We start from the raw sequence: 24,453 nt of genomic DNA on the forward strand, positions 1-24,453 counted from the left end.
AGGGTCGCGCGCGAGCCACCCGGCGAGAGAAGGGGACGCCCCGAGCCTGATGGCTCGGGGCGTCCCCTTCTCTCCTGCTGTGGGCCAGGGGCCTACGTGTGCGAGCGCAGCAGCGTCCGCATCGTCCGCATGGCGACCGAGAGGTTCGCCAGGTCGAACGAGTCCGAGCTCTGGATCTCGTCCAGGGTCGTCCGCGACCGGCTCAGGATCGCCGCGTTCTTCTCCTCCCAGGCCTTGAAGCGCTGCTCGGGAGTGTCCTCGCCGTTCCCGGCGGCCAGCACGTCGGCCGTCAGGGCGGCGTGCGCCGCGTACAGGTCCTCGCGGATCGACGCACGCGCCATCGACTGCCAGCGGTCGGCCCGAGGCAGCTCGATGATGCGGTCCATGAGCTGGGTGATCCGCAGCCGGTCCGCGAGGTCGTAGTAGACCTCGGCGACGGCCATCGGCTCCTTGCCCATGCGGTCGGCGATCGCCACGATGTCGAGCGACGGGAAGGCCGAGGAGAACCCGGCGACGCGCTGGGCGAGGTCGTCGGGGACGCCCGAGCCCGTCAGCTCGTCGCGGATGCTCTGGTACCACTCCTGGTCGGAGCCGCTCAGGAGCTTCGGCAGCTCGGTCCAGACCTTGGCGACTCCCTCTCGGAAGAAGTCGATGGTCTCGGCGAGCTGGAGCGGCTGCGGCCGGTTGTTGAGCAGCCAGCGCGTGCCGCGCTCGACGAGGCGGCGCGAGTGCAGCCGGATCTGCGTCTGGACATCGGCGGTCACCACGTTGTCGAGCGCCTCGACCGCGTCCCAGACCTTGCTCAGACCGAAGATCTCGCGGGCCGAGAGCTGCGCCCGCACGATCTCCTCCAGCGAGGCTCCCGTCTCCTCGCGCAGACGGTGCAGGAACGTCGAACCACCGGTGTTCACCGTGTCGTTGACGAGCACCGTGGTGACGATCTCGCGGCGCAGCGCGTGCCCGTCGACCTGCTCGGGGAACTTCTCCCGCAGGGCCTTCGGGAAGTACGCGTGCAGCAGCCCGCGCAGGTACGTGTCGTCCGGCAGCGTCGTGTGGATCAGCTCGTCGGCCGCCGTGATCTTCGTGTACGCGAGGAGCACGGCGAGCTCGGGCTGGCTGAGCCCGCGGCCGGAGTTCAGGAGCTCACGGATCTGCCGGTCGGTGGGCAGGAACTCCAGCCCTCGGTTCAGGTGTCCGTCACGGCCCAGGCGGCGCATGAAGCGCTGGTGGGCGTGGAGGAGGGACGGGGACTGGGCGACCGCGTTCGACAGGGCGGTGTTCTGCGCGTAGTTGTTGCGCAGGACCAGGGTCCCGACCTCGTCCGTCATCGCGGCGAGGAACGTGTTGCGCTGCTTGACGGTCATGTCGCCGTTGGCGACGACCGAGTTGAGCAGGATCTTGATGTTCACCTCGTGGTCGGAGGTGTCCACGCCCGCGCTGTTGTCGATGGCGTCGGTGTTGATGCGCCCGCCGGCCCGCGCGAACTCGATGCGGCCCAGCTGGGTCAGACCGAGGTTGCCGCCCTCGCCGACGACCTTGACGCGCAGGTCGGCGCCGTTCACGCGGATCGCGTCGTTCGCCTTGTCGCCGACGTCGCTGTTCGACTCGACCGACGACTTCACGTACGTACCGATGCCGCCGTTCCACAGCAGGTCCACCGGCGCCTGGAGGATGGTCTGCATCAGGTCGGCCGGCGTCATCTTGCCGACGCCCTTCTCGATGCCGAGTGCCTCGCGGATGTGGGCGTTCAGCTGGATCGCCTTGGCGCTGCGCGGGAAGATCCCGCCGCCCGCGGAGAGCAGCTCCTTGTTGTAGTCGGCCCAGGAGCTGCGCGGCAGCTCGAAGAGACGACGGCGCTCCGCGTACGAGGTCTCGGCGTCCGGCCTCGGGTCGATGAAGATGTGCCGGTGGTCGAAGGCGGCCACCAGGCGGATGTGCTCGGAGAGCAGCATGCCGTTGCCGAACACGTCACCGGACATGTCGCCGACGCCGACGACCGTGAAGTCCTCGGACTGCGTGTCGGTGCCCAGCTCCCGGAAGTGCCGCTTGACGGACTCCCAGGCTCCGCGGGCGGTGATGCCCATGCCCTTGTGGTCGTAACCGGCGGAGCCGCCGGAGGCGAAGGCGTCACCGAGCCAGAAGTTGTACGACTCGGCGACCTCGTTCGCGGTGTCCGAGAACGTCGCGGTGCCCTTGTCGGCGGCGACGACGAGGTACGTGTCGTCCTCGTCGTGGCGCACGACGTCGGCGGGCGGCACTACCTCGCCGGCGACGAGGTTGTCGGTGATGTCGAGCAGCGCGGAGATGAACGTCTTGTAGCAGGCCACGCCCTCGGCCAGCCACGCGTCACGGTCCACGGACGGGTCGGGCAGCTGCTTGGCGACGAAGCCGCCCTTGGCGCCGACGGGCACGATGACGGTGTTCTTCACCATCTGCGCCTTGACCAGGCCGAGGATCTCCGTGCGGAAGTCCTCTCGCCGGTCGGACCAGCGAAGACCGCCGCGGGCGACCTTGCCGAAGCGCAGGTGGACGCCCTCGACGCGCGGCGAGTACACCCAGATCTCGTACGCCGGGCGGGGCGCGGGGAGGTCGGGGATGGCCTGCGGGTCGAACTTCATGGAGACGTAGCTGTGCGGCTTGCCGCCCTCCGCCTCCTGGAAGAAGTTCGTGCGCAGGGTCGCCTTGATGACGGTGAGGAAGGACCGCAGGATGCGGTCCTCGTCCAGCGAGGCGACCTGGTCGAGGGCCGCGTCCAGCTCCTCCAGCAGGGCGTCCGTCAGCTCGACGCCGGCGCGCTGGCGGTCCGGGGACATCCGCGCCTCGAAGAGCGAGACGAGCAGCCGGGTGGTGTGGACGTTGTTGAGGAGGGTGTCCTCCATGTAGTCCTGGCTGAAGGTGGCGCCCGCCTGGCGCAGGTACTTGGCGTACGCGCGCAGGACCATCGCCTGGCGCCAGTTGAGCCCGGCCCGCAGGACGAGCGAGTTGAACCCGTCGACCTCGGCCTCACCCGTCCAGGCGGCGGAGAAGGCCTCCTGGAAGCGCTCGCGGCCGTCGTCGCCCAAGTAGTCGCCGTTGCCGTTCTGCGACTTGGGCAGGCGCAGGCCGAAGTCGTAGATCCAGGCGTTCGTGCGGTCCGTGCAGCGCAGCTCGTAGGGCCGCTCGTCGGTGACCTCGACGCCGAGGCGCTGGAGGACCGGCAGGACCGCGGAGAGCGAGACCTGGCCGCCCGAGCGGTAGATCTTGAAGCGGCGCTCACCGGGGGCGGCGCCCACCGGCTCGTACAGGCTGAGCGCGAAGTCCTCGCGGCCGTGCTTGAGCTCCTCCAGGTGCTGGAGGTCGGCGACGGCGGCGCGCGGCGTGTGGTCGGCCTTGTAGCCCTCGGGGAAGGCGCCCGAGTAGCGGCGGAGCAGCTCGGCGGCGCGCTCCTCGCCGCACTCGGCGGTCAGCGCCTCGCCGAAGCCGTCGGCCCAGGAGCGGGCGGCCTCGACGAGCCGGGCCTCGATGCGGTCGGTGTCGGCGTCGGTGAGCTGCGGAAGGCCGCCGCCCGGCGCGACGCGGACCACGAAGTGCAGCCGGGAGAGGATCGACTCCGTGTTCCACGCGGTGAAGTCGACGCTGTCGCCGCCGAGCTCCTCCTTGAGGATGTCGATGATCCGCAGGCGCACGCCGGTGGTGTAGCGGTCACGCGGCAGGTAGACGAGCGCGGAGTAGTAGCGGCCGTACTCGTCCTTGCGCAGGTACAGCCGCAGCCGTCGCCGCTCCTGGAGGTAGAGCACGGACGTGACGATGGCGCGCAGCTCGTCGGGCGGCGTCTGGAAGAGCTCGTCGCGGGGGTACGTCTCCAGGATCTGCAGGAGATCACGCCCGTCGTGGCTGTTGGGCGAGAAGCCCGCGCCCTTGAGCACTTCCTGGACCTTGCGGCGGATGACGGGCACGCGGCGCACGGACTCGGTGTACGCGGCGGACGAGAAGAGCCCGAGGAAGCGCCGCTCACCGACGACGTTGCCCTCGCCGTCGAACTTCTTCACGCCGACGTAGTCGAGGTAGCTGGGCCGGTGCACGGTGGCGCGGCTGTTGGCCTTGGTGAGCACGAGGAGCTTGTGCTCGCGGGCCTTCGCGCGCGCGTCCGCGGGCAGCCGGCTGAAGGAGGGGCTGACCGGATGGTCCTCCTCGCCCTCGTGCTTGGGGTCGGCGCGCAGGATGCCGAGGCCGGTGCCGGGCACGGCGGCGAGCGAGTCGTCCTCCGTCAGGTCGTACTCGCGAAAGCCCAGGAAGGTGAAGTGGTTGTCGGCGAGCCAGCGAAGGAGCTCGCGGGCCTCGTCGACCTCCTGGTCGCGCAGGTCGTCCGCGGTCGGCTCGGTGGGGAGCTCGTCGGCGATGCGCAGCGCGGCGTCGCGCATCTTCTCCCAGTCCTCGACGGTCTCGCGTACGTCGGACAGGACACGGAGCAGATCGGCGCTGATCTGCTTCAGGTCCGCGCGGTCGGTCTCGCGGTCCGTCTCGACGTGGATCCAGGACTCGGTCACGGCGTCGTGCGGACGCTCGGTGCCGGGGTCGGCGAGGACTTCGAGCAGCTTGCCGGTCAGATCGCGCCGGACGACGACCTGGGGGTGGATCACGACATGGATTCCGCGCCCCTGCCGCGAGAGCTCGTTGGTGACCGAGTCGACCAGGAAGGGCATGTCGTCCGTGACCACCTCGACGACGGAGTGGCTGCACGTCCAGCCGTTCTCCTCGACGGTCGGGGTGTGCACTCTGACGTTGGCCGTACCCTGCGGGCGGTTCTCGGCCAGGCGGTAGTGGGAGAAGGCTGCTCCGAAGACGTCGACCGGGTCACGGTCGGCAAGGTCCTCCGGGGCGGTGTGCAGGTAGTAGCGCTGGAGGAACGCGAGGGCCATGTCCTCGTCAGGAGTGGCCTCGTCGCCCTTCGACCCGGTCGGTGCCCCATTCGGTAGGCGGCCACCGACCGGGCTGTTCTCAGCTACCCGGGCCGCCCTGGTGAGCAGCTCGGCTTTGGCTTCGTCCAGCTTGGTCTGCATTGTCCTCTGACTCCTGTCGCGCGCCGTTGCGTGACGTATAAGGAAGTGATCCGACGTAACGCCGCGACGCGGGGTCTCCGGTCGAGGTCGACGTTATGCCGCGGTGATAGACGGGCGGGCGGTTATCCGCCATTTTCAGCGGTTTCGCTGACCGATGGCCGGGATGATCCGGCTGGCCGCACCGCGAAGAAGCGTCAGCGACGCCCCGGGCACGGATGTCCTCCGTGTTCCCCGGGCGCAGGGCGGGGACGTACGCGCCCCCGCGGGATATAGCGCTGATCACGGGACAAGGCTATCGCCCTCCACCCGGGAGTCGTCATGAGCCGTATGTGTACAAAAGCAGGGGTGGAAGTTTGACACTCTGCACAGAGACTTTCGCGCCACTTGTCGGCGACGGCCCCTCTCCACGGACCGATGGGCCCCTTGGCAAACCGGACGGGCGGATGCACGTTGAGCGGGACGGACGGACAGCGCGCGAGTGGGAGCGAGCACCGAGATGGCAGCCAAGATCCTCATAGTGACGGGCGACGCAGCGGAGTCGCTCGAAGTCCTCTACCCCTTCCAGCGGCTGCGCGAGGAGGGGTACGACGTCCACATCGCCGCCCCCGCCCGCAAGACGCTGCGGTTCGTGGTGCACGACTTCGAGCCGGGCTTCGACACGTACACGGAGAAGCCGGGCTACACCTGGCCCGCGGACCTGGCCTTCTCCGAGGTCGACCCCGGCCAGTACGTGGCCCTGGTGATCCCGGGCGGCCGGGCGCCGGAGTATCTGCGCAACGACCCGGAGCTCCGCAAGATCCTCAAGTCCTTCTTCGACGCGGACAAGCCGGTCGCGCAGATCTGCCACGGCCCGCTCCTGACCGCGGCGATCGGCGGCCTGAGCGGCCGCAGGGTGACGGCGTATCCGGCCCTGGAGCTGGACATGCAGAGCGCGGGCGCGACGTTCCGTGACGCGGAGGTGGTGGTCGACGGCACGCTGGTCTCGGCCCGCGCCTGGCCCGACCACTCGGGCTGGATGCGGGAGTTCCTGACGGTGCTGAGGGCGAAGGCGCCGGTGACGTAGGCGGGATCTGGGGACCTAGGCGGCCAGACGCTCGGCGACATCCACGGCCTCGGCGAGGCTGTCGACCACGGGAACGTCGACCCCGACGGCCTCCAGGCTGGCCCGGCTGTGGGAGCCGCCGGTGTAGAGCACGGCCTGGGCACCCACGTGCGCGGCGGCGACGGCGTCATCGACAGCGTCCCCGATAACGACGATCCGCTCGGCGGCGGTTACCCCTTCGAGAGCCGCGAGGTGCCGCACCATCCGCTCGGCCTTGCCGGCGTGCGAGGTGTCCGTGCGGCCGTCGATGCGCACGAAGTGCTCCTCGATCCCGTGCCGCCGCACGATCGGCACGAGGTGCTCGTGCGGCGCGAGCGAGAGCAACGACTGCGTACGCCCGGCTGCCCGCCGGTCCGCGAGCAGCTGGGCGGCGCCTTCGGCGAGCCCGCAGGCCTCGGCCCGCGCCCAGTAGTGCTTGTGGAACACGGCGTCCATGACCTGCCACTCGGCGTCCGTGGGCAGCCGCCCCATGAGCCGCTCGTAGAACAGCGGTACGGGTACGCAGTACAGCTCGCGATACCGCTCGAGCGTGATCGGCTCGAGCCCGAGCTCCGCGAAGGAGGCGTTCGTGGACTCGATCACCGCATGAATGTCATGCAGCAGAGTCCCATTCCAGTCCCACACGATATGCGCCCCATGCGCCAACTTCCCCATGCCAAAACGGTACCCGCCCGGGGGCGAGGGCTCGCCCGGAATCGGATGCAGAGCAACGGGCGGGCGGGCGGGAAAGGCTCGTTCGTCCAGGAAAAGCCGCAGGGCAACCCAGCCCAAGCCCCGCAGGGCCCCGCAGGGAACCCTCAGGCAATCAGCCCAGGAATCTCCTGCGTCGCGAACCACAACAACTCGTGGTCCTCGACGTCACCCCCCAGAAGCCCCGCAGCAACATCCGCCTCAGCCCCCTCCGCATCCACATGCACGGCGGCGACCTTCTTCAACGGCAGCACCCCGTCGACCCGCACCTCACCAAGCTCCTCCACACGCGCCCCCTGCTCAAGCGCACCGTCCGGCACATCCGCGGCCAGCACGACCCGGCGGCGAGCCGCGCCCGAGTCGTCGGCGATCAGCCCCAGCGAAGCCGCCGCGGCCTGGCTCAGGGCGGCGTACTCCAGCTCCTCGGTGTCGTCGGAGCCGCACCACTCACGCAGGGCGGGCGTCACGGCGTAGGCGGTCAGCGGCCCCGGCCCCAGCTCGCCCGCCTTGTGCACCTCGGCGAGGCGGCTGAGGGTCAGGGGAACGTAGACGCGCATGACGGCCCGCTTTCACAGTCGGAAGCACAAATCCTGAAGGCGCCAGAAGCCATCCGAAGGCACCGGAACAGGCCCCCAGAATACGTCCGGGAGTCCCCCTTCGAGCTGCCCCCCACACCCACCCCCCGCGTCACCCCGCACCCCCGCCCTTCACCCGGCACACCCCAACGCCCCCATGGATCCGGAGACCCCCGATCACCCTGATAGGTGACTCCCCCGGCCCACACCCACCACACCCGCGGCCCCTTGCACCCCCCACCCCGCCCCCCGTACAAGATCTCCGACGGAAGTTACTCCCCGGTACTGGCGCCCCGTGGCCATCACAACCGCCACGACCACCGAGGCCGGACCCCCAACGCCGGAGGCGACACGCAATGCACAAGGTGATGACCAGGCCCCGCACCCGCCCGGCAACCACCCGCCCGCCGGGCCGCACAGACCCCCGCCGCCCATCGGCAGCACGTACCCCACGGACGCCCGCGCGCCCCCTCAGGACCCCGCCCCAGCCCCCACCGCACCCCACGGAGCTCTTCACCGAGCGGCTGCTCCTGGTCCTCAGCGGGCAGAAGCCGGTCCACTGGGCGGCACGCCACATCGCCCACACCGCCTTCGACGACCTGACCCGCCTCGCCGAGCGCACCCCCCTGAACGTGAACGGCCGCCGCCCCACGATCCACCGCATCGGCCACTACGAACCCCGCCCCGGCGTCTACGAGGTCTTCGCGAGGATCGGCGCGGGCCCCGCCCTCAGGGCCCTGGCGTTCCGCCTGAGCCTCGGCTCGGACCAGAGGTGGCGCTGCACAGCGGTGGAGGTCGGCTCCCCGCCCCCGTGACAGCGCGAAGGGCCGGACACACCCGTGCCCGGCCCCACGTCACGAACGACTGCCGGCAGCGCCGACGCCGCCACATCTCAGCGCAGCGTCACTTCTTGCGGCGCCGCCCACCCTTCTGAGCCTTGCGCCGCTCCGCCCGGGTCATGCCGTCCGACTCGGACCGCACCCCCGCGTCCTCGGTCTCGAAGTCACCCTCGTCGACCCCGCCCTCGGCGTTCGGCGCCTGGAAGTGCAGACGGTCGGGCCGCTGCGGAGCCTCGAGCCCCTTGGCGCGGATCTCGGGACGGCCACCACCGGCGGGAACGGCGTCCTTCTTGTCCAGGGAAGCCCCGGCCTCGGCGGAGTCGGTCACCGGGACCTCCTCGACCTGCTGCTCGACCTGGACCTCCAGGTTGAAGAGGTAGCCGACGGACTCTTCCTTGATGCCGTCCATCATGGCGTTGAACATGTCGAAGCCCTCGCGCTGGTACTCGACCAGCGGGTCCTTCTGCGCCATCGCGCGGAGGCCGATGCCCTCCTGGAGGTAGTCCATCTCGTAGAGGTGCTCGCGCCACTTGCGGTCGAGCACCGAGAGGACGACCCGCCGCTCCAGCTCACGCATGATCTCGGAGCCGAGCTGCTCCTCACGCGCCTCGTACTGCTGGTGGATGTCGTCCTTGATGGACTCGGAGATGAACTCGGCGGTCAGCCCCGCGCGGTCACCCGCGTCCTCCTCGAGCTCCTCGATGGTGACCCGCACCGGGTAGAGCTGCTTGAAGGCGCCCCACAGCCGGTCGAGGTCCCACTCCTCGGCGAAGCCCTCGGCGGTCTCCGCCGCGATGTACGCGTCGATCGTGTCGTCCATGAAGTGCGTGACCTGCTCCTGGAGGTTCTCGCCCTCCAGGACGCGGCGACGCTCGCCGTAGATGACCTCGCGCTGGCGGTTGAGGACCTCGTCGTACTTCAGGACGTTCTTACGCGTCTCGAAGTTCTGCTGCTCGACCTGCGACTGGGCGGACGCGATCGCGCGCGTCACCATCTTGTTCTCGATCGGCACGTCGTCCGGGACGTTCGCCATGGCCATCACGCGCTCGACCATCTGGGCCTTGAACAGGCGCATCAGGTCGTCGCCGAGCGAGAGGTAGAAGCGGGACTCGCCCGGGTCGCCCTGACGGCCGGAACGACCGCGCAGCTGGTTGTCGATGCGGCGCGACTCGTGGCGCTCGGTGCCGAGGACGTAGAGCCCACCCAGGCTCTTGACCTCCTCGAACTCCGCCTTCACGGACCGCTCGGCCTTCTCCAGGGCGGCGGGCAGCGCCGCGGCCCACTCCTCGACGTGCTCGACGGGGTCGAGGCCGCGCTGGCGCAGCTCCGCCTCGGCGAGGTCGTCGGGGTTGCCGCCGAGCTTGATGTCCGTGCCTCGTCCGGCCATGTTCGTGGCGACGGTGACGGCGCCCTTGCGGCCGGCCTGGGCGATGATCGGCGCCTCACGGTCGTGCTGCTTGGCGTTGAGGACCTCGTGCTGGACGCCGCGCTTGGAGAGCTGCTGGGAGAGGTACTCCGACTTCTCCACGGAGGTCGTGCCGACCAGGATCGGCTGGCCCTGCTCGTGCTTCTCGGCGATGTCGTCGACGACGGCGGCGAACTTCGCGACCTCGGTGCGGTAGATCAGGTCCGACTGGTCGGCGCGGACCATGGGCCGGTTCGTCGGGATCGGCACGACGCCCAGCTTGTAGATCTGGTGGAACTCGGCGGCCTCGGTCATGGCCGTACCGGTCATGCCGCAGAGACCGGGGGTCTCCTTGCCGTCGTGGTCGTGGCGCTTGTAGAGGCGGAAGAAGTTCTGCAGGGTGATCGTGGCGAGTGTCTGGTTCTCGTCCTTGATGTCCACCCCTTCCTTCGCCTCGATCGCCTGGTGCATGCCCTCGTTGTAGCGGCGGCCGGCGAGGATACGGCCGGTGTGCTCGTCGACGATCATGACTTCGCCGTCGATGACGACGTAGTCCTTGTCCTTCTTGAAGAGTTCCTTGGCCTTGATGGCGTTGTTCAGATAACCGACGAGCGGCGTGTTCACCGACTCGTAGAGGTTGTCGATGCCCAGCCAGTCCTCGACCTTGGCGACACCGGACTCGTGGATGGCGACGGTGCGCTTTTTCTCGTCGACCTCGTAGTCCCCGGTCTCCTCGATGCCCTTGAGGGTGTTGCCCGCCTCGCCCTTGGTGAGGCGGGTGACCAACTTGGCGAAGTCGCCGTACCACTTGGTGGCCTGGTCGGCGGGGCCGGAGATGATCAGCGGCGTACGGGCCTCGTCCACCAGGATCGAGTCGACCTCGTCGACGATCGCGAAGTTGTGGCCGCGCTGCACCAGTTCTTCCTTCGACCACGCCATGTTGTCGCGCAGGTAGTCGAAGCCGAACTCGTTGTTCGTGCCGTACGTGATGTCGCTGGCGTACTGCTCGCGGCGCTGGGCCGGCGTCATGTTGGCGATGATGCAGCCGACGGACAGGCCAAGGAACTTGTGGACGCGGCCCATCATCTCGGAGTCGCGCTCGGCCAGGTAGTCGTTGACCGTGATCAGGTGCACGCCCTTGCCCGACAGGGCGTTGAGGTACGCGGGGAGGGTGCCGACGAGCGTCTTGCCCTCACCGGTCTTCATCTCGGCCACGTAGCCGAGGTGCAGCGCGGCGCCGCCCATCATCTGAACGTCGTAGTGCCGCTGGCCGAGGACGCGCTTGGCGGCCTCACGCACCGTGGCAAAGGCTTCGGGGAGGAGGTCGTCAAGGGTCTCGCCGTCGGCGTAACGCTCCTTGTACTCCTCGGTCAGCGCGCGCAGCTCGGCGTCGGAGAGGCTGACGAAGTCCTCTTCGATGGAGTTGACCTGGTCCGCGATGCGGTGCAGCTTGCGCAGGATCTTGCCTTCGCCTGCACGCATGATCTTCGAGAGGACGGACACGGGGGTTGGTCTCCTTGCCGGTCGGGCCTGGCATGGTCGGTTTACTCATAGGGCAACGGCCATCGTAAGCGAGGAGCGGGCCGCGCCGGGAGGTCTGCCGATACGTCAACGGACGGGGGGCCTGGAAGGTGCCGGGTTGTGCCGATCAGCGCTCGGCGAAATGCGGGTGAAACCTCGGCCGGAAGCGCTGGCCCACTGGGCCCCCACCCCCGCAGAATCACCGGATGGAGCCCGTCACCCTCACCACCGAACGCCTGATCCTGCGCACGTTCACGCCCGCCGACACGGACGAGACGTTCGAAGCCTGCCAGGACGCCGACATCCGGCGCTGGACCACGATCCCCTCGCCGTACGTGCGCGCGGACGCGGAGGGCTTCATCACGCGCATGGTGCCGGACGGCTGGCGCCACGACACGGAGTACACCTTCGCCGTACGCCCCCGGGGCGGCGGCCCGCTGATCGCCGCCGCCAGCCTCCACCACCCGCGCTCGGGCGCCTGGGAGGTCGGCTTCTGGACGGCGAAGGAGCACCGGGGCAGCGGCTACATGACGGAGATCGTCCTCGGCCTGGCCAGGTGGGCCTTCACCGACCTGGGCTGCAACCGCCTGGAGTGGCGCGCCGAGGTCGGCAACGCGGGCTCACGCGCGGTGGTGGAGAAGGCCGGCTTCACCTTCGAGGGCACCCTGCGCGGCGCCCTCCTCAACAAGGCCACGCTCCGTGACTGCTGGGTGGGCGCCCTGCTGCCGGGCGACATCGGCCTGCCGTCGATCCTGCCGTACCTGCCCGCGCGGCACTGAGGCGCGTCCCGGCCGCCCGCACCGCCACCCCGCTCCCGCAGACCGGTTCCGCAGGCCGGTTCCCGCAGGCCAGGCGGTGTTGTCAGTGCCGCCCCCTATCGTTTCCGGCATGACGAGCCTGCCGCGCCCCGCCTTCGACCTCGCCGCCGACGAGGCCCGCCGCATCGCGCTCCGCGCCCAGGGATTCCTGGGCGCGCCGGACCGCAGGTCCGGTGTGCGGGGCGTGCTGCGGCATCTCGGGGCGGTCCAGCTCGACACGATCTCGGTCCTCGCCCGCTCGCACGAGCTGATTCCGTACGCCCGTCTAGGCGCCGTAGGCCGCGGCAGGGTCGAGGCGGCGTACTGGGACGGCACATCGGGCACCGGCCCGGCCCGGCCGCACGCCTTCGAGTACTGGTCGCACGCCGCGTGCATCCTGCCCATCGAGGAGTGGCCGCACTTCGCCTTCCGCCGCCGTGCCTACCGCACCCGCCCGCACTGGCACCACGACCTGCCGGACGGTGCGTACGACACGGTCATCAAGCAGCTCACCGCCGAAGGCCCCCTCACCGCGACGGAGTTGGGCGGCGCGAAGAACAAGGGTGAGTGGTGGGACTGGTCGGACGCGAAGGTCGCCGTCGAGCGTGCGCTGATGTACGGCGAGGTGGTCTGCACGGAGCGGCGCAGCTGGAAGCGGGTGTACGACCTCGCGGAACGCGCCATTCCGGAAGCGCTGCTCCATGACGATCTGGACGACGCGGAGTGCCTGCGCCGTCTGGTGCGTCTGGCGGGACAGGCACTCGGTGTCGGCACGCGCGCGGACATCGCGGACTATCACCGCCTCAAGGGCGAGCAGTTCGACGCGGTGGTCGCGGACTCGGGCCTGGTCCCGGTGACGGTGGAGGGCTGGGACAAGCCCGCCTGGGCCGATCCCGCGGCCCTGCGGACGACCCCGCGCGGCCGCCACCGCACGACGCTCCTGTCGCCCTTCGACTCCCTCATCTGGGAGCGGGCCCGCACGGAACGGATCTTCGGCTTCACCCACCGCCTGGAGGCGTACGTGCCCAAGCCCAAGCGGATCCACGGCTATTTCGCGATGCCGGTCCTGGCCGGCGGCCACCTCGTCGGCCGGGTGGATCCGGCCCGCGAGGGCAGCACGCTGGTCGCCAAGCAGGTGTCGCTGGACGGCCCCAAGTCCGTGCCCGCGGTGGCTCAGGCCCTGCGTGAGGCGGCGACCTGGGTCAACTGCGATTCCGTACGGGTGGAGCGTGTGGACCGCCCCGAGCTGACCGCCGAGCTGATCCGCGCCCTGGGCTGAGCGGGGCCTCAGCGGATCTCGAGGATCTTCTCCCGCATCGCGTACACGACCGCCTCCATCCTGGAGTGCAGCTGCAGCTTCTCCAGGATGTTGCGGACGTGGTTCTTCACGGTGTTCTCGGAGATGAACAGTTCCTTCGCGATGTCGCGGTTGTTCATGCCCGTCGCCACGAGCTTCAGCACTTCGAGTTCCCGGTCGGTCAGCCGCGGCGCGGGCACGAGTCTGCGCTCGTCGGTGCGCTGGATCATCGACTTGAACTCGGTGAGCAGTTTCGACGCCATGGACGGGCTGATCTGCGACTGCCCGTCTGCCACCGCGCGGATCGCCGTGGCCACTTCGTCCGTGGAGATCTCCTTGAGGAGATAGCCGGTGGCGCCCGCCTTGATCGCTTCGTAGAGGTCGGCTTCCTCGTCGCTGATCGTCAGCATGATGATCTTCGCGCTGGGCGCGACCTCCTTGATGGAGGTGCACGCCTCGATGCCGCCGCGCTTGGGCATGCGTACGTCCATCAGGACGATGTCCGGCAGCAGGTCCGCGGCCTTGTCCACCGCCTCGGCGCCGTCGCCCGCCTCCCCCACCACCTGGATGTCCTCCTCGGCGGCGAGGACGATCTCCAGGCCCCGGCGGAAGAGCGCGTGGTCGTCCACCACAAGGACCCTGATGGGCTCCTTGCGCGGTGCGCCCATGTCGGTGCCGATACCGATGCCGTCGTCGTCATCGGCATCCCGCATCGGTCCGAAGCTGTCCGCCATCGTTCCTCCCCCTGAAGGCCATGGCCCGTTGTGCGTCGGCTGCCGCCAACCCGAGGCAGCAGCACACCGGTTGGCCGGCTCCGCCCATGATTTCATGCCCGGACGGCCGCGCGGTGCGCGCAGGGGTCGCATGATGGTGCCCCTGGGGGCGCACACGCGCTCCAGGGGCACCCTCTCGGCCTTCGACCGGCCTGGATCAGCCGCCGAGCGCACCGCCCCCGCCGGCGGACTCGGCCCGCGCGACCATGGGGTCGGTGTCGAGGCGGATGACGCCGTAGTCGTAGGCGTGCCGCCGGTAGACGACACTCGGTTCCTTCGACTCCGAGTCGACGAACAAGTAGAAGTCGTGTCCGACCAGTTCCATCTCGTAGAGCGCCTGGTCGAGCGACATCGGGGCCGCCACGTGGCTCTTCTCGCGGACCACGAGCGGGCCTTCGCCCTGGATCTCCAGTGAGCCGATCCTCTTGACGGGGATACCGTCCGGCTCTTCCTCACGTACGACGGTGCCGTCTCCGTTGAGAGTCGCCGCGTCCGGCACCCGCTCTGCCACCTCGGCGGCGGAGAGCCTGCCGGTGCCGCGCCGGTTGTGGCGCTTCTCGTGCTGCTTGCGCAGCCGTGCGTCGAGCTTGGCGGTGGCCAGGTCGAGCGCCGCGTACGGATCGGTTGCCGAGGCCTCCGCGCGGATCACGGGTCCGCGCCCGCGGAGTGTGATCTCCACGCGGTCGGAACGGTCGGCCTGACGCGGGTTGGCCTCCTTGGACACCTCGACGTCCAGGCTGATCACCTTGCCGTCGAGCTTCTGGATCTTCTCCAGGTTCAGCTTCTCGGCCACGTGCTTGCGGAACCGCTCGGGCACCTCGGTCTTGCGGCCCTTGACGACGATGTCCACGCAGAACTCCGTTCCCGGATCGCCCCGCTTCGGTGGCGGAGCATCTCCCTTTTGCACCAGGCCCCGGTGACTCCCGGAGCCTCGGACTCGGTGACTTCCACCTCCTCCTCCCCCGTGAACAAGATCTCCACCCCGACCGGCCCGGTTGTTTGCGAAAAAACCCGGCGACCGGCATTCCGATATGCGAGGGACGGCCTCCGCCATTCCTCACAACCGAACATATCTCGCCCGGACGGATGTCGTCACCCTCTACCGCCGCATACCTCCATTCAGGTGTATTGACCCTCTCACTACCTGCAACGATGCAAGTTCCCAGTCAGTTCCGGTTTATTCCGAAAGAATCCGGTGAGGAGGCAACAACAGCCGCAGTGATCGTGTTCTCGCGGGTAATTTCACGGGCTGTTACCAACGCGGCCGGCCCTTTCCCTTCCGTGTGTACGTCACGTATTGCGCGCGCGGCCTCGGCCAAGGACGCGCCCGTGGTCATCAGGTCGTCCACGATCACGACCCGCCCACCGGCGAGGAGCCGCACGCCCCCGGCGGTCACCTCAAGGGCACCCCGCAGATTCACCTGCCGCTGACGGGAGTTGAGCCCCGCCTGGTCGGCCACGGCTCGCCGCTGGCGCAGCACGCCGAGCACCTGGGCCCGCGTCCCGCCCCGCCTCAGCTCACCCGCGGCGGCCAGCGCGATCCGCCGTACGGGATCGTGCCCTCGCGCCCGCACGGCCGCGCGAGCCGACGGCACGGGCACGAGCAGTACCGGAGCGTCACCGGCGCCCCCCACGCCGCCCTCCCGCACCGCGATGCCCTCCCGCCCCGCACTCTCCCGCAGCCCCGCACGCACAGCCCCGGCAAGACCCGCGCCCAGCGGCCCCACGAGCCCCAGGGCGCCCCGCTCCTTGTGCGCGAGCAGCACCGCCCGCACCGCGTCCCCGTACGGAGCCGCCGCGTGCACCACCGGCAGCCCACGCGGCCGGGGATCCGGGCTCACGCGGCGCGGCGCGGCCCCGCACAGGGCCTCGCGGCACTGCGCGCAGAGCGCCGCACGAGGCCTGCCACAGCCTCCGCACTCGGCCGGCAGCACCAGGTCGGTGAGGTCCTGCCACCACCTCGGCATGCCCTCCACTGTGCCAAGACGCACGCGCCCCTGCCACCCCTGTGGACAACCGCCTGTGGACAACTCCGGGACGTGGTAACAGCGTTGATCGGGGCCCTCGACTCGCAGCCCGGCGGGGGCTCAGCCCGGATAAACCGGCGCTGTCCCCTCCTTGACCACCGTCTGCCACTGAGCGCCCGTCGGCAGCCGCACTATCCCGTCGTCCGAGTGCGCCACCAGCGGCTGCCGCTCGTCCTCGGACGCCGCTATCTCCTTCACGCCCGTGAGACCGGGCAGCGTCGCGTTGGCGGGCACCGAACCGTCGCTCTGCACGTACCGCATCTGCTGCACGCCGCCGGACTCGCGCCCGACCACCACGAGACGGCTGCCGCCCGCCCACGACATGGCGGTGACCTCCTCCATCTGCGGTGCCGCCCGGCGCAGTTCGTCCACGGAGATCTCCGGCTGCTCGCCCTTGGCGCCGGTCCGCTCGACGCGGCCGATCTGCAGGGACGTCTTACCGTCCTTCTTCACGAGGAGCGCGACCCGTACACCGTCCGCCGACACCCGCACCGCCTCGATCCGCCCGTCGAGGTTGGGGATCTTGACCGACAGCGGCTCACCCGCGCCCTGCTCCAGCCACAGGAGCCGCGGCCGCTTCGGGTCACGATCCGCCACCCAAAGGTCGCCGCGGCCGTCCCAACTCGGCGTCGAGAGACCGTCCTCCTCCGACTTGGCCTTGCTGCGCACCTCGGGCTTGCCGAGCGCGCTCTCGGAGACCAGCGACCCCATGTAGAGCGAGCGCCCGTCGAGCGACACCCCGGCCGCCCGCTCCTCGTCCCGCGACACGGCGGCGGAGCGCAACGGCTGCCCGCCACTGCCCAACTGCCCCCGCACGGGCTCCGGCGCCTTCTTGTCGCTCTCGCCGGCCCGCATCCGCACCAGGCGCCGCTTGTCGTCGATGAGGTACTGATAGACGGGGTTCTCCGCGGTGCGGCGCGAGGCGACGGACTCGGCCCGCTCCTTGCTCAGGACGCACAGCTGCGAGCCGTTGCGGCGCTGGAGCTCCACCTCCTCGACACCGGAGGACGTCAAGTCCTGGAGGGTGAAGAGCAGTTGGGCGGCCATCTCCGTGCACCGCTCCTGGCCTATGGCGTCGGCCTTCCCGTTCAACGGCACCGTCAGCTTGCCCTGGTCGTCGGGCGCCATTGTCCTGGTGCCCGCCTTGAGTCGCGTGTCCGAGGGGAAGCGCGTGCCCACGACCCGCTTGAGCCAGGCGGTCGGCCCGTCGAGCAACGCCTTGACCGTCTCCGTCACCGGGTCTATTCGCTGGCGTATGTAGACGGGGTCGGCGACGAGCCCCTCCTGACCGGCACTGGGCGTACCCAACGAACGGGTCGCGAAGTAGTACTTGTTGACGGACCAGTAGATGCGCTGGAAGTCGGACTGTCCGAGCACGACGCCCTGCGGCACCCCGTCGATCCGCCACTCCTTGCCGTTCGGCCCGTCCTGCTGGGTGAGGTGCACGAACTCGCTGTACGGGCGGTCGTCCAGCTGGTAGGCGTGCTCCTTGTCCACGGTGGCGACCTTGCGGCCGGTCAGCGGGAACGAGCGCCCGGTGTCACCGTCGTCCCCGACGCTGCCCGTCCCCGGGGTCAGCCCGTTCTCGAGCACCGTGGTCTGCACATCGGGGTTCCAGGTCCTGGACGCCTTCTTGGTCAGATACTTGCGCGCCATCGCGAACTCGGGGTCATCGCTGGTCAGCGCCTCCAGGAAGCCCTGGACGATCTCCACGGGGGCCGCGTCCTCACCGGGCGGCATCGCGTAGACCCGCACCTGCGACTGCGAGTCCGGCCGCTGGGAGGCGTCGACCGCCTTCAGGTTCCCGCTGTCGGGCATGGAGGCACACCCCGCGAGCAGCACCCCGCAGGAGCCGAACAGCACACCGGCCCGCAGTGGACGCCGACGAGCGCGGCGATCGTGGTCAGCGCCCACGAGAGGCCTCCCCTTCCCTTGCGGGATCCGTTTCCGTCTCACCCGCGTGCTCGCCCGCGACATCGCCCGCGCGACCCGTGTCCGCCGCGAAGCCCGCGCCGGTGCCCGCTGCGGCGTCCGCCCCCGGGGCGCCGGAACCGGCGCTCGGGTCGGAGTCATCCAGCGGGCGCCGCGGCACGACCCGCGCGCCGCTGCCGGGCAACGCCGTGGGGTCCGCCGTCGTGGCCGCCTGGGCGAGGCGCGGCGCGATCGGCGCCTTCGCCGGGACAGGTGGCGGCACCCGCTCCGACACGGCGGGCTGCGCGGGCACCGTGGCGAGCTTGTTCGCGCCGCCGGACGGAAGGCCCGCGTCGGTCAGGCCTCGGTGGCGCCGCGAATCCTCGGGCTCCAGCGGTATCGGCGAGCCCCGCAGCGCCTCGTCCGCCGTGCGCGGCAGCGTCAGACGGAACTGCGAACCGCCGCCCGGCTCGCCCCACGCCTGCAGCCAGCCGCCGTGCAGCCGTGCGTCTTCGAGGGCGATGGAGAGCCCGAGGCCCGTACCACCGGTGGTACGCGCGCGTGCCGGGTCGGCCCGCCAGAAGCGGCTGAACACCCGGGTCGCCTCACCCGGCTTCAGCCCCACTCCGTAGTCCCGCACCGCGACCGCGACCGCGCCGCCCGCCGCCGCGAGCCGCACCACGACGTCCTGGCCCTCACCATGCTCCACGGCGTTGACCACGAGGTTGCGAAGAACCCGCTCCACCCGGCGCGCGTCGGCCTCGGCGACCACCGGCTGCTGGTCCCCGACGACCCTTATGTGTGTCCCCTTGCGCTCCGCGAGCGGCTCCGCGCCGCCCACGACCCGTCGTACGACCTCACGCAGGTCTATCGGCTCGGCCTCCAGGGCCGCCGCGCCCGCGTCGAACCGGCTGATCTCCAAAAGGTCCGCGAGCAGCGTCTCGAAGCGGTCCAGCTGGTCGGCGAGCAGCTCGGCCGACCGCGCGGTCACCGGATCGAAGTCCACGCGCGCGTCATGGATGACATCGGCCGCCATCCGTACGGTCGTCAGCGGCGTACGCAGCTCGTGCGACACGTCCGAGACGAACCGCCGCTGCATCCGCGAGAGCTCCTCCAGCTGCTGGATCTTCAGCTGGAGGTTTTGCGCCATCTTGTTGAAGGCCTCGCCGAGCCGCGCGATGTCGTCCTCTCCGGTGACCTTCATACGTTCCTGAAGGCGCCCGGCGGACAAGCGCTCGGCGATGCCCGCGGCCATCCGTACCGGCGTGACGACCTGGCGCACCACCAGCCAGGCGATGGCACCGAGGAGCACCACGACGAACAGACCCGCGGTGGCCAGCGTCGTCCTGACGACGCCGAGGGACTCCTCCTCCTGCGTCAGCGGGAAAAGGTAGTACAGCTGGTACGGCTTGCCGTTCAGGTCGTTCAGACGCTTGCCGATGACCAGGCCCGGCTGGGCGTCACGACCGTCGTTGAAGACGATCCGCGTATTGCTCTGATAGGCCCTGGTGCCCTCGTCGACGCTGCTGCGCAGCGCCTCGGGAACGCTCTGGATCGGGTCCACGCCCCCGGAGGCGCGCGGCCCGCGCACACTGTCGTCGCGGGCAGGGGACGTCGGGCTCAGCGTGACCACGTTGAACGCGCTCTGGCCACCACTGGAGAGCTGCTCGACCAGGTCGGACATCCAGACAGCCGTGGGCGGCGTGGTCCCTCCGTCGGGCGTGCCGCCACCACCGTCCTGCCCGGAGCGCGGCCGAGCGGAGTTCGCCTCCTCCTGAGCCGCCCTGAATCCACCGTCGGCCTGGCTCTGCGAGGCCTTCACCTTGGCCTTGAGCAGGCCGTTGTTCACGGAGCTCATGACGGCGAACCCGAGCATGAGCACGACGCCGAGCGACATCAGCAGGGTCGTGACGACGACCTTCAGCTGGATGTTGCGCCGCCACAGCCGCACGGCGGGCAGCAGCGGACGCCGCACCCAGCGCACGAAGAGCCTCAGGACGGGACTGCCCTGCACCCCGTCCTGCAGCAGCAGACCGCCGTCGAGGAGCCGCCCGAACGTCGAGGCACGCCGCCCCCCAGTCCGCCCCGGGCGACCGCCCGGAGCCGGAGCCCCGGGCGGCACGGGGGAACTGTCCCGTGACATGTCAGCTCGGTCCGGCCTTGTAGCCGACACCGCGGACGGTCACCACGATCTCCGGGCGCTCGGGGTCCCTCTCGACCTTCGAGCGCAGCCGCTGGACGTGCACGTTCACCAGACGGGTGTCGGCCGCGTGGCGGTAGCCCCAGACCTGCTCGAGCAGCACCTCACGCGTGAACACCTGCCACGGCTTGCGGGCCAGCGCCACGAGCAGGTCGAACTCCAGCGGGGTCAGCGCGATCGACTGGCCCTCCCGCTTCACGGAGTGCCCCGCCACGTCGATGACCAGGTCACCGATGGTCAGCTGCTCCGGCGCGGGCTCCTCGGACCTCCGCAGCCGCGCCCTGATGCGGGCCACGAGCTCCTTCGGCTTGAAAGGCTTCACGATGTAGTCATCGGCGCCGGACTCAAGACCCACGACGACGTCCACCGTGTCGCTCTTGGCCGTGAGCATGACGATCGGCACCCCGGACTCCGCCCTGATCAGGCGGCACACCTCGATGCCATCACGGCCCGGCAACATCAAATCCAGCAGTACAAGATCCGGCTTTGCCTCCCTGAAAGCGGCCAGCGCCTTGTCGCCATCAGCTACGAACGACGGCTCAAAACCTTCACCACGCAGCACAATCCCGAGCATCTCGGCCAGTGCGGTGTCGTCGTCGACGACAAGGACTCGTCCCTTCATGCCTGACATCATCCCATTAGCTCATCGATACCTGGCGTGACCTGGCACACAGCTCGCCGAGGCCCCCTGCTGTCACGGGCGACACGACGCCTTCCTCGGTGACGATCGCCGTCACCAACTCCGGCGGTGTCACATCGAACGCGGGGTTGTACGCCTGGGTCCCCAGAGGTGCCACCGCGATCCCGCCTCCCGCCTCAAGCCCGGCCATCGGCACATACGGTGCCGTGACCTCCGTCACTTCATGACTCGCCCGCTGCTCCACCTCGATGGACGCTCCGTCCGGGGTGTCCGGGTCCACGGTCGTCACCGGCGCCACCACGATGAACGGCACGTGGTGGTAGCGGGCGAGCACCGCGAGCGGATAGCTCCCCACCTTGTTGGCCACCGAACCGTCGGCCGCGATGCGGTCCGCGCCGATCAGCACGGCATCCACCTCACCCGCCGCGAACAGCGACCCCGCCGCATTGTCCGTAAGCAAGGTGTACGCCATTCCGGCCCGCGCCGCCTCATACGCGGTCAGCCTCGAACCCTGCAGCAAGGGACGCGTCTCGTCCACCCACAGCCTGCGCAGACGCCCCTGCCGGTGCGCGGCAAGGGCCACCGCGAACGCCGTGCCCTCCCCGCCCGAGACCAGCGCCCCCGTGTTGCAGTGCGTGAGGATCCGGTGACCGCCGCCGGGCAACAGCTCGTCGAGGAGCGCAAGACCGTGCGCCGCCATCCTCCCGCTGGCCTCGGCGTCCTCCCGGTGCAGCGCCCGCGCCGCCGCGAGCGCGGCCGCGCCCGCCCGCTCCTGGCCGACCCCGCCCGCGACCGCTGCGCGGTATGCCGTCAGGGCCCTGCGTACGCCGTACCCGAGGTTCACCGCGGTGGGCCTCGCCCCCGCGATCGCGCCCGCCGCCTCGTCCACGTCGAAGCCGCGTACGGCGGCCAGCGCGACGCCGTAGGCACCTGCTATGCCGAGCAGCGGCGCCCCGCGCACCGCCAGCGTGCGGATCGCCTGCACCAGGGCGGGCGCGTCCGTGCACACCAGCTCGGTCTCCTCGCCGGGCAGCCTGGTCTGGTCCAGGAGGACCAGTACGGGGCCCTCCGGCGGCTCGGCCCAGCGGATCGCGGAGATCGCCGGTTGCGCCGCTTTGTCTGTGTTCGCCGAGCTCGTCGGCGTCTCGGTCGGCCGTGTGTCCTCGCCTGATTGCGCGTACTGATCAGCCATCCGCCCAGTCTGCCCCGTACCTGACGGACAATTGAAGGTGTGCAGCCCATACGCTGCCCGGTCACCGCACGGGTGTGCCGTGGCACGATGGCTGCCAACCTGCCGCCGCGACCGCGGACGGGCACCGTGAAGGAGCGACGATGAACGACACTCCGGGCTGGGCTTCGCCCGGATCTGCCCCCTCCGACCCCTCCGACGACGGACAGGACTCCGGCAAGCGCGAACCCGCCGAGCCCGCGGACCGCCCCGACGGTCCTCCATCGAAGTGGTCCAAGGAGCAGCCACCGCCCGCCCAGTGGTCCGCCCCCAGCCCGCCGGCCCCCGGCCAGACCCCTCCTCCCCCGCCGCCGCCCGGCGGCGGCTGGGGAGGCGGACGTCCGGGCGGCCCCGGCCCCGGTGGACCCGGTGGCCCGGGCGGCTACCCCGGCTGGGGCGCCTGGCAGGGCCCGCCGCCGGCCGCCAAGCCCGGCGTGATCCCGCTGCGGCCCCTGGGCGTCGGCGAGATCCTGGACGGCGCGGTCTCCACGATGCGTACGTACTGGCGCACGGTGCTCGGCATCTCCCTCGCCGTGGCCGTGTTCACGGAGATCGTCGTCATCCTGCTCCAGAAGTTCGTCCTCAACAACAGCGCTTCCACGGAGGCCCTGGACGACCCGAGCGCCACCGTCGGCGAACTGACCCGCGCCCTGGGCGACACCCTGCTGAGCTCCGGCGTGGTCCTGCTGATCACCCTGCTCGGCACGGTCATCGCCACCGCCCTGCTGACGATGGTCACCAGCCGCGCGGTGCTCGGGAAGCCGGTCACCACGGCCGAGGCCTGGCAGGACGCCAAGCCGCAGCTGCCGAGGCTGATCGGCCTGACGCTGCTGCTCCCGCTCATCGGCGTGGCGGTCGTCGCCGTCGGCTCCGTGCCCGGCGTACTGATCGCGGTGGCCGGTGCGACGGACGCGGGCATCAGCCTGGCCGTCCTCGGCGGATTCGCCGCCCTGATCGTCGCCGTCTGGCTGCTCGTCCGCCTCTCGCTCGCCTCGCCCGCCCTGATGCTGGAGAAGCAGGGCGTGAAGAAGTCGATGACCCGCTCGGTGAAGCTGGTGCGCGGCTCCTGGTGGCGCGTCTTCGGTATCCAGCTGCTCGCCGCGATCATCGCCAACGTAGTGGCGTCGATCATCGTCATCCCCTTCACCCTCATCGCGGGCGCGGTGAGCGGCGACGGCGTCACCAGCTTCCTCGATGGCGGCACCGACGAACTCGGCTGGACCTTCCTGATCGTCAGCGGCATCGGCTCGGTCATCGGCTCGATGCTCACGTTCCCGATCACGGCAGGCGTCACGGTCCTCCTCTACATCGACCAGCGCATCCGCCGCGAGGCCCTCGACCTGGAACTGGCCCGTGCGGCCGGCCTCCAGGGCACCGGCGGACCCAACACCCCCGGAACCCCGGGGAGCTGATGCGGTGACGGGGGCAGCACTGCGCGGAGCAACGGCGGTCGTCCTGCGCAGGGGCGACGACGACCCACCGGTGACGATCCCGCGCGCCCCCGCACGGGAGGCGGCCGAACGCGAACTGTCCGACCCCGCGTACCACGAGAACGACCCCAGCCTCCTGCAGCGTGCCCTGAACCGCTTCTGGGAGTGGGTGGACGGCCTGTTCACCGCCGCCTCGGGGGCAACCCCGGGCGGCGCACTCGGCCTCTTCGTCGTCATCGTCGCCGTACTGGCCATCGCGGCGGCCCTGTGGTGGCGCCTCGGCACCCCGCACCGCGCCCCCACCTCGTCCCCCGCCCTCTTCGACGACCGCCCGCGCACCGCGGCGGAACACCGCGCAGCCGCCGAGGCACACGCAGCCCAGGGCCACTGGAACCAAGCGGTCCAGGAACGCATGCGGGCGATGGTCCGCTCCCTGGAGGAGCGCGCGCTCCTCGACCCCCGCCCGGGCCGCACAGCGGACGAAGCAGCAGCGGAAGCCGCCGTCCCCATGCCGACCCACGCCACCGAACTCCGCGCGGCGGCCCAGTCGTTCGACGCCATCACGTACGGCGCCCGCACAGCGACAGAGTCGACGTACGACCGCCTGACAACCCTGGACAAGGCCCTAACAACAACAAAACCAACCCTGCCCCACACCCCCCAGGGAGCCCCCAATTGACGGCCCCCCAGGACCCACCCAACCCGGACGACGCCCCAAAACCCTCCCCGACGTCCGACGCGACGGCGAACGAGACCGAGCGCAAGGCCCGCGCCACGGACGGGACACCCGGCCCCGAGGACCCCACGCCCCCCGGGGACGAGAACGCCGACGACGCCCGCCCCGACGAAGGCAAGCACACCACCGAAGCCCGCCCCCACAGAGGCGAGAACCCGAGCAGCACCCGCCCCACCGCCAAGGGCGTGGACCAGAACAACGCCGGCCCCAGCGCGAAGCCTCACCCCGGCGAAAGCAAAAGCA

17 protein-coding genes are annotated in these 24,453 nt (G+C 70.3%); 6 read left to right on the forward strand and 11 right to left on the reverse strand.

Translation table 11 applies throughout. The features are described 5' to 3' along the window. Positions 1–92: 92 nt before the first annotated feature. Complete coding sequence (locus ABXJ52_RS14585; protein WP_367042504.1) at positions 93–5,039, reverse strand: NAD-glutamate dehydrogenase; 4,947 nt, start codon at positions 5,037–5,039, stop codon at positions 93–95. A 496-nt stretch (positions 5,040–5,535) separates the two neighbouring features. Between ABXJ52_RS14585 and ABXJ52_RS14590 the strand changes: the two genes are divergently transcribed. Continuing rightward, positions 5,536–6,102, forward strand: a complete 567-nt coding sequence (locus tag ABXJ52_RS14590) for a DJ-1/PfpI family protein (RefSeq protein WP_367042505.1) — start codon at positions 5,536–5,538, stop codon at positions 6,100–6,102. A gap of 15 nt (positions 6,103–6,117) precedes the next feature. Here ABXJ52_RS14590 and ABXJ52_RS14595 read toward each other — a convergent pair whose 3' ends face one another. Further along, positions 6,118–6,795 (reverse strand): HAD family hydrolase, encoded by a 678-nt coding sequence (locus ABXJ52_RS14595; RefSeq protein WP_367042506.1) that lies wholly within the window; start codon positions 6,793–6,795, stop codon positions 6,118–6,120. 143 nt (positions 6,796–6,938) lie between these two features. Further along, entirely contained in the window at positions 6,939–7,388 is a 450-nt protein-coding gene (locus ABXJ52_RS14600; RefSeq protein WP_367042508.1) for a hypothetical protein, read from the reverse strand. A 386-nt stretch (positions 7,389–7,774) separates the two neighbouring features. Here ABXJ52_RS14600 and ABXJ52_RS14605 point away from each other — a divergent pair, with 386 nt between their 5' ends. Continuing rightward, positions 7,775–8,221, forward strand: a complete 447-nt coding sequence (locus ABXJ52_RS14605; RefSeq protein ID WP_367042510.1) for an Rv3235 family protein — start codon at positions 7,775–7,777, stop codon at positions 8,219–8,221. Between the two features lie 88 nt (positions 8,222–8,309). Here the strand turns inward: ABXJ52_RS14605 and secA are convergent, their stop codons facing one another. Further along, entirely contained in the window at positions 8,310–11,153 is a 2,844-nt protein-coding gene (secA, locus tag ABXJ52_RS14610; protein ID WP_367042512.1) for a preprotein translocase subunit SecA, read from the reverse strand. Positions 11,154–11,377: 224 nt separating this feature from the next. On the opposite strand from secA, the gene ABXJ52_RS14615 reads away from it, so the two are divergent. Both ABXJ52_RS14615 and ABXJ52_RS14620 read left to right on the forward strand, forming a co-directional pair. After that, positions 11,378–11,950, forward strand: coding sequence for a GNAT family N-acetyltransferase (locus ABXJ52_RS14615; protein ID WP_367042515.1), 573 nt, complete (start codon positions 11,378–11,380; stop codon positions 11,948–11,950). A gap of 109 nt (positions 11,951–12,059) precedes the next feature. Beyond that, entirely contained in the window at positions 12,060–13,247 is a 1,188-nt protein-coding gene (locus ABXJ52_RS14620) for a crosslink repair DNA glycosylase YcaQ family protein (RefSeq protein ID WP_367042517.1), read from the forward strand. A gap of 8 nt (positions 13,248–13,255) precedes the next feature. Here ABXJ52_RS14620 and ABXJ52_RS14625 read toward each other — a convergent pair whose 3' ends face one another. The 7 genes from ABXJ52_RS14625 to mtnA form a co-directional block, all read right to left on the reverse strand. Then, entirely contained in the window at positions 13,256–13,999 is a 744-nt protein-coding gene (locus ABXJ52_RS14625; protein ID WP_367042519.1) for a response regulator transcription factor, read from the reverse strand. Positions 14,000–14,195: 196 nt separating this feature from the next. Then, positions 14,196–14,945, reverse strand: a complete 750-nt coding sequence (gene raiA / locus ABXJ52_RS14630; protein ID WP_367042521.1) for a ribosome-associated translation inhibitor RaiA — start codon at positions 14,943–14,945, stop codon at positions 14,196–14,198. Positions 14,946–15,204: 259 nt separating this feature from the next. Beyond that, positions 15,205–16,005, reverse strand: a complete 801-nt coding sequence (locus ABXJ52_RS14635) for a phosphoribosyltransferase family protein (RefSeq protein ID WP_367049056.1) — start codon at positions 16,003–16,005, stop codon at positions 15,205–15,207. 120 nt (positions 16,006–16,125) lie between these two features. Further along, on the reverse strand, positions 16,126–17,883 hold the full coding sequence (locus ABXJ52_RS14640) for an LpqB family beta-propeller domain-containing protein (RefSeq protein ID WP_367049059.1): 1,758 nt from the start codon (positions 17,881–17,883) through the stop codon (positions 16,126–16,128). Between the two features lie 85 nt (positions 17,884–17,968). After that, positions 17,969–20,119, reverse strand: coding sequence for an MtrAB system histidine kinase MtrB (mtrB, locus tag ABXJ52_RS14645; protein ID WP_367042523.1), 2,151 nt, complete (start codon positions 20,117–20,119; stop codon positions 17,969–17,971). 1 nt (position 20,120) lies between these two features. Next, positions 20,121–20,810, reverse strand: coding sequence for a two-component system response regulator MtrA (mtrA, locus tag ABXJ52_RS14650; protein WP_202121190.1), 690 nt, complete (start codon positions 20,808–20,810; stop codon positions 20,121–20,123). Between the two features lie 4 nt (positions 20,811–20,814). Continuing rightward, the gene (mtnA, locus tag ABXJ52_RS14655; protein ID WP_367042526.1) at positions 20,815–22,008 is read right to left on the reverse strand and encodes an S-methyl-5-thioribose-1-phosphate isomerase; all 1,194 of its coding nucleotides are present in this window, start codon (positions 22,006–22,008) and stop codon (positions 20,815–20,817) included. Between the two features lie 140 nt (positions 22,009–22,148). Between mtnA and ABXJ52_RS14660 the strand changes: the two genes are divergently transcribed. After that, complete coding sequence (locus ABXJ52_RS14660) at positions 22,149–23,456, forward strand: hypothetical protein (protein ID WP_367042528.1); 1,308 nt, start codon at positions 22,149–22,151, stop codon at positions 23,454–23,456. A 4-nt stretch (positions 23,457–23,460) separates the two neighbouring features. Further along, complete coding sequence (locus ABXJ52_RS14665; protein WP_367042530.1) at positions 23,461–24,153, forward strand: DUF4129 domain-containing protein; 693 nt, start codon at positions 23,461–23,463, stop codon at positions 24,151–24,153. Positions 24,154–24,453: the final 300 nt, after the last annotated feature.

Source organism: Streptomyces sp. Je 1-332 (assembly GCF_040730185.1).
Classification (GTDB): domain Bacteria; phylum Actinomycetota; class Actinomycetes; order Streptomycetales; family Streptomycetaceae; genus Streptomyces.

What these genes read in the sequence shown, in the direction of transcription:
- mtrB (WP_367042523.1), bottom strand. Translation starts at nt 20,119, where the DNA reads ATGTCACGGGACAGTTCCCCCGTGCCGCCCGGGGCTCCGGCTCCGGGC.
- ABXJ52_RS14615 (WP_367042515.1), top strand. Translation starts at nt 11,378, where the DNA reads ATGGAGCCCGTCACCCTCACCACCGAACGCCTGATCCTGCGCACGTTC.
- ABXJ52_RS14660 (WP_367042528.1), top strand. Translation starts at nt 22,149, where the DNA reads ATGAACGACACTCCGGGCTGGGCTTCGCCCGGATCTGCCCCCTCCGAC.
- mtnA (WP_367042526.1), bottom strand. Translation starts at nt 22,008, where the DNA reads ATGGCTGATCAGTACGCGCAATCAGGCGAGGACACACGGCCGACCGAG.
- ABXJ52_RS14625 (WP_367042519.1), bottom strand. Translation starts at nt 13,999, where the DNA reads ATGGCGGACAGCTTCGGACCGATGCGGGATGCCGATGACGACGACGGC.
- ABXJ52_RS14595 (WP_367042506.1), bottom strand. Translation starts at nt 6,795, where the DNA reads ATGGGGAAGTTGGCGCATGGGGCGCATATCGTGTGGGACTGGAATGGG.
- ABXJ52_RS14635 (WP_367049056.1), bottom strand. Translation starts at nt 16,005, where the DNA reads ATGCCGAGGTGGTGGCAGGACCTCACCGACCTGGTGCTGCCGGCCGAG.
- ABXJ52_RS14600 (WP_367042508.1), bottom strand. Translation starts at nt 7,388, where the DNA reads ATGCGCGTCTACGTTCCCCTGACCCTCAGCCGCCTCGCCGAGGTGCAC.
- ABXJ52_RS14620 (WP_367042517.1), top strand. Translation starts at nt 12,060, where the DNA reads ATGACGAGCCTGCCGCGCCCCGCCTTCGACCTCGCCGCCGACGAGGCC.
- mtrA (WP_202121190.1), bottom strand. Translation starts at nt 20,810, where the DNA reads ATGATGTCAGGCATGAAGGGACGAGTCCTTGTCGTCGACGACGACACC.
- ABXJ52_RS14590 (WP_367042505.1), top strand. Translation starts at nt 5,536, where the DNA reads ATGGCAGCCAAGATCCTCATAGTGACGGGCGACGCAGCGGAGTCGCTC.
- ABXJ52_RS14640 (WP_367049059.1), bottom strand. Translation starts at nt 17,883, where the DNA reads ATGCCCGACAGCGGGAACCTGAAGGCGGTCGACGCCTCCCAGCGGCCG.
- ABXJ52_RS14585 (WP_367042504.1), bottom strand. Translation starts at nt 5,039, where the DNA reads ATGCAGACCAAGCTGGACGAAGCCAAAGCCGAGCTGCTCACCAGGGCG.
- ABXJ52_RS14605 (WP_367042510.1), top strand. Translation starts at nt 7,775, where the DNA reads ATGACCAGGCCCCGCACCCGCCCGGCAACCACCCGCCCGCCGGGCCGC.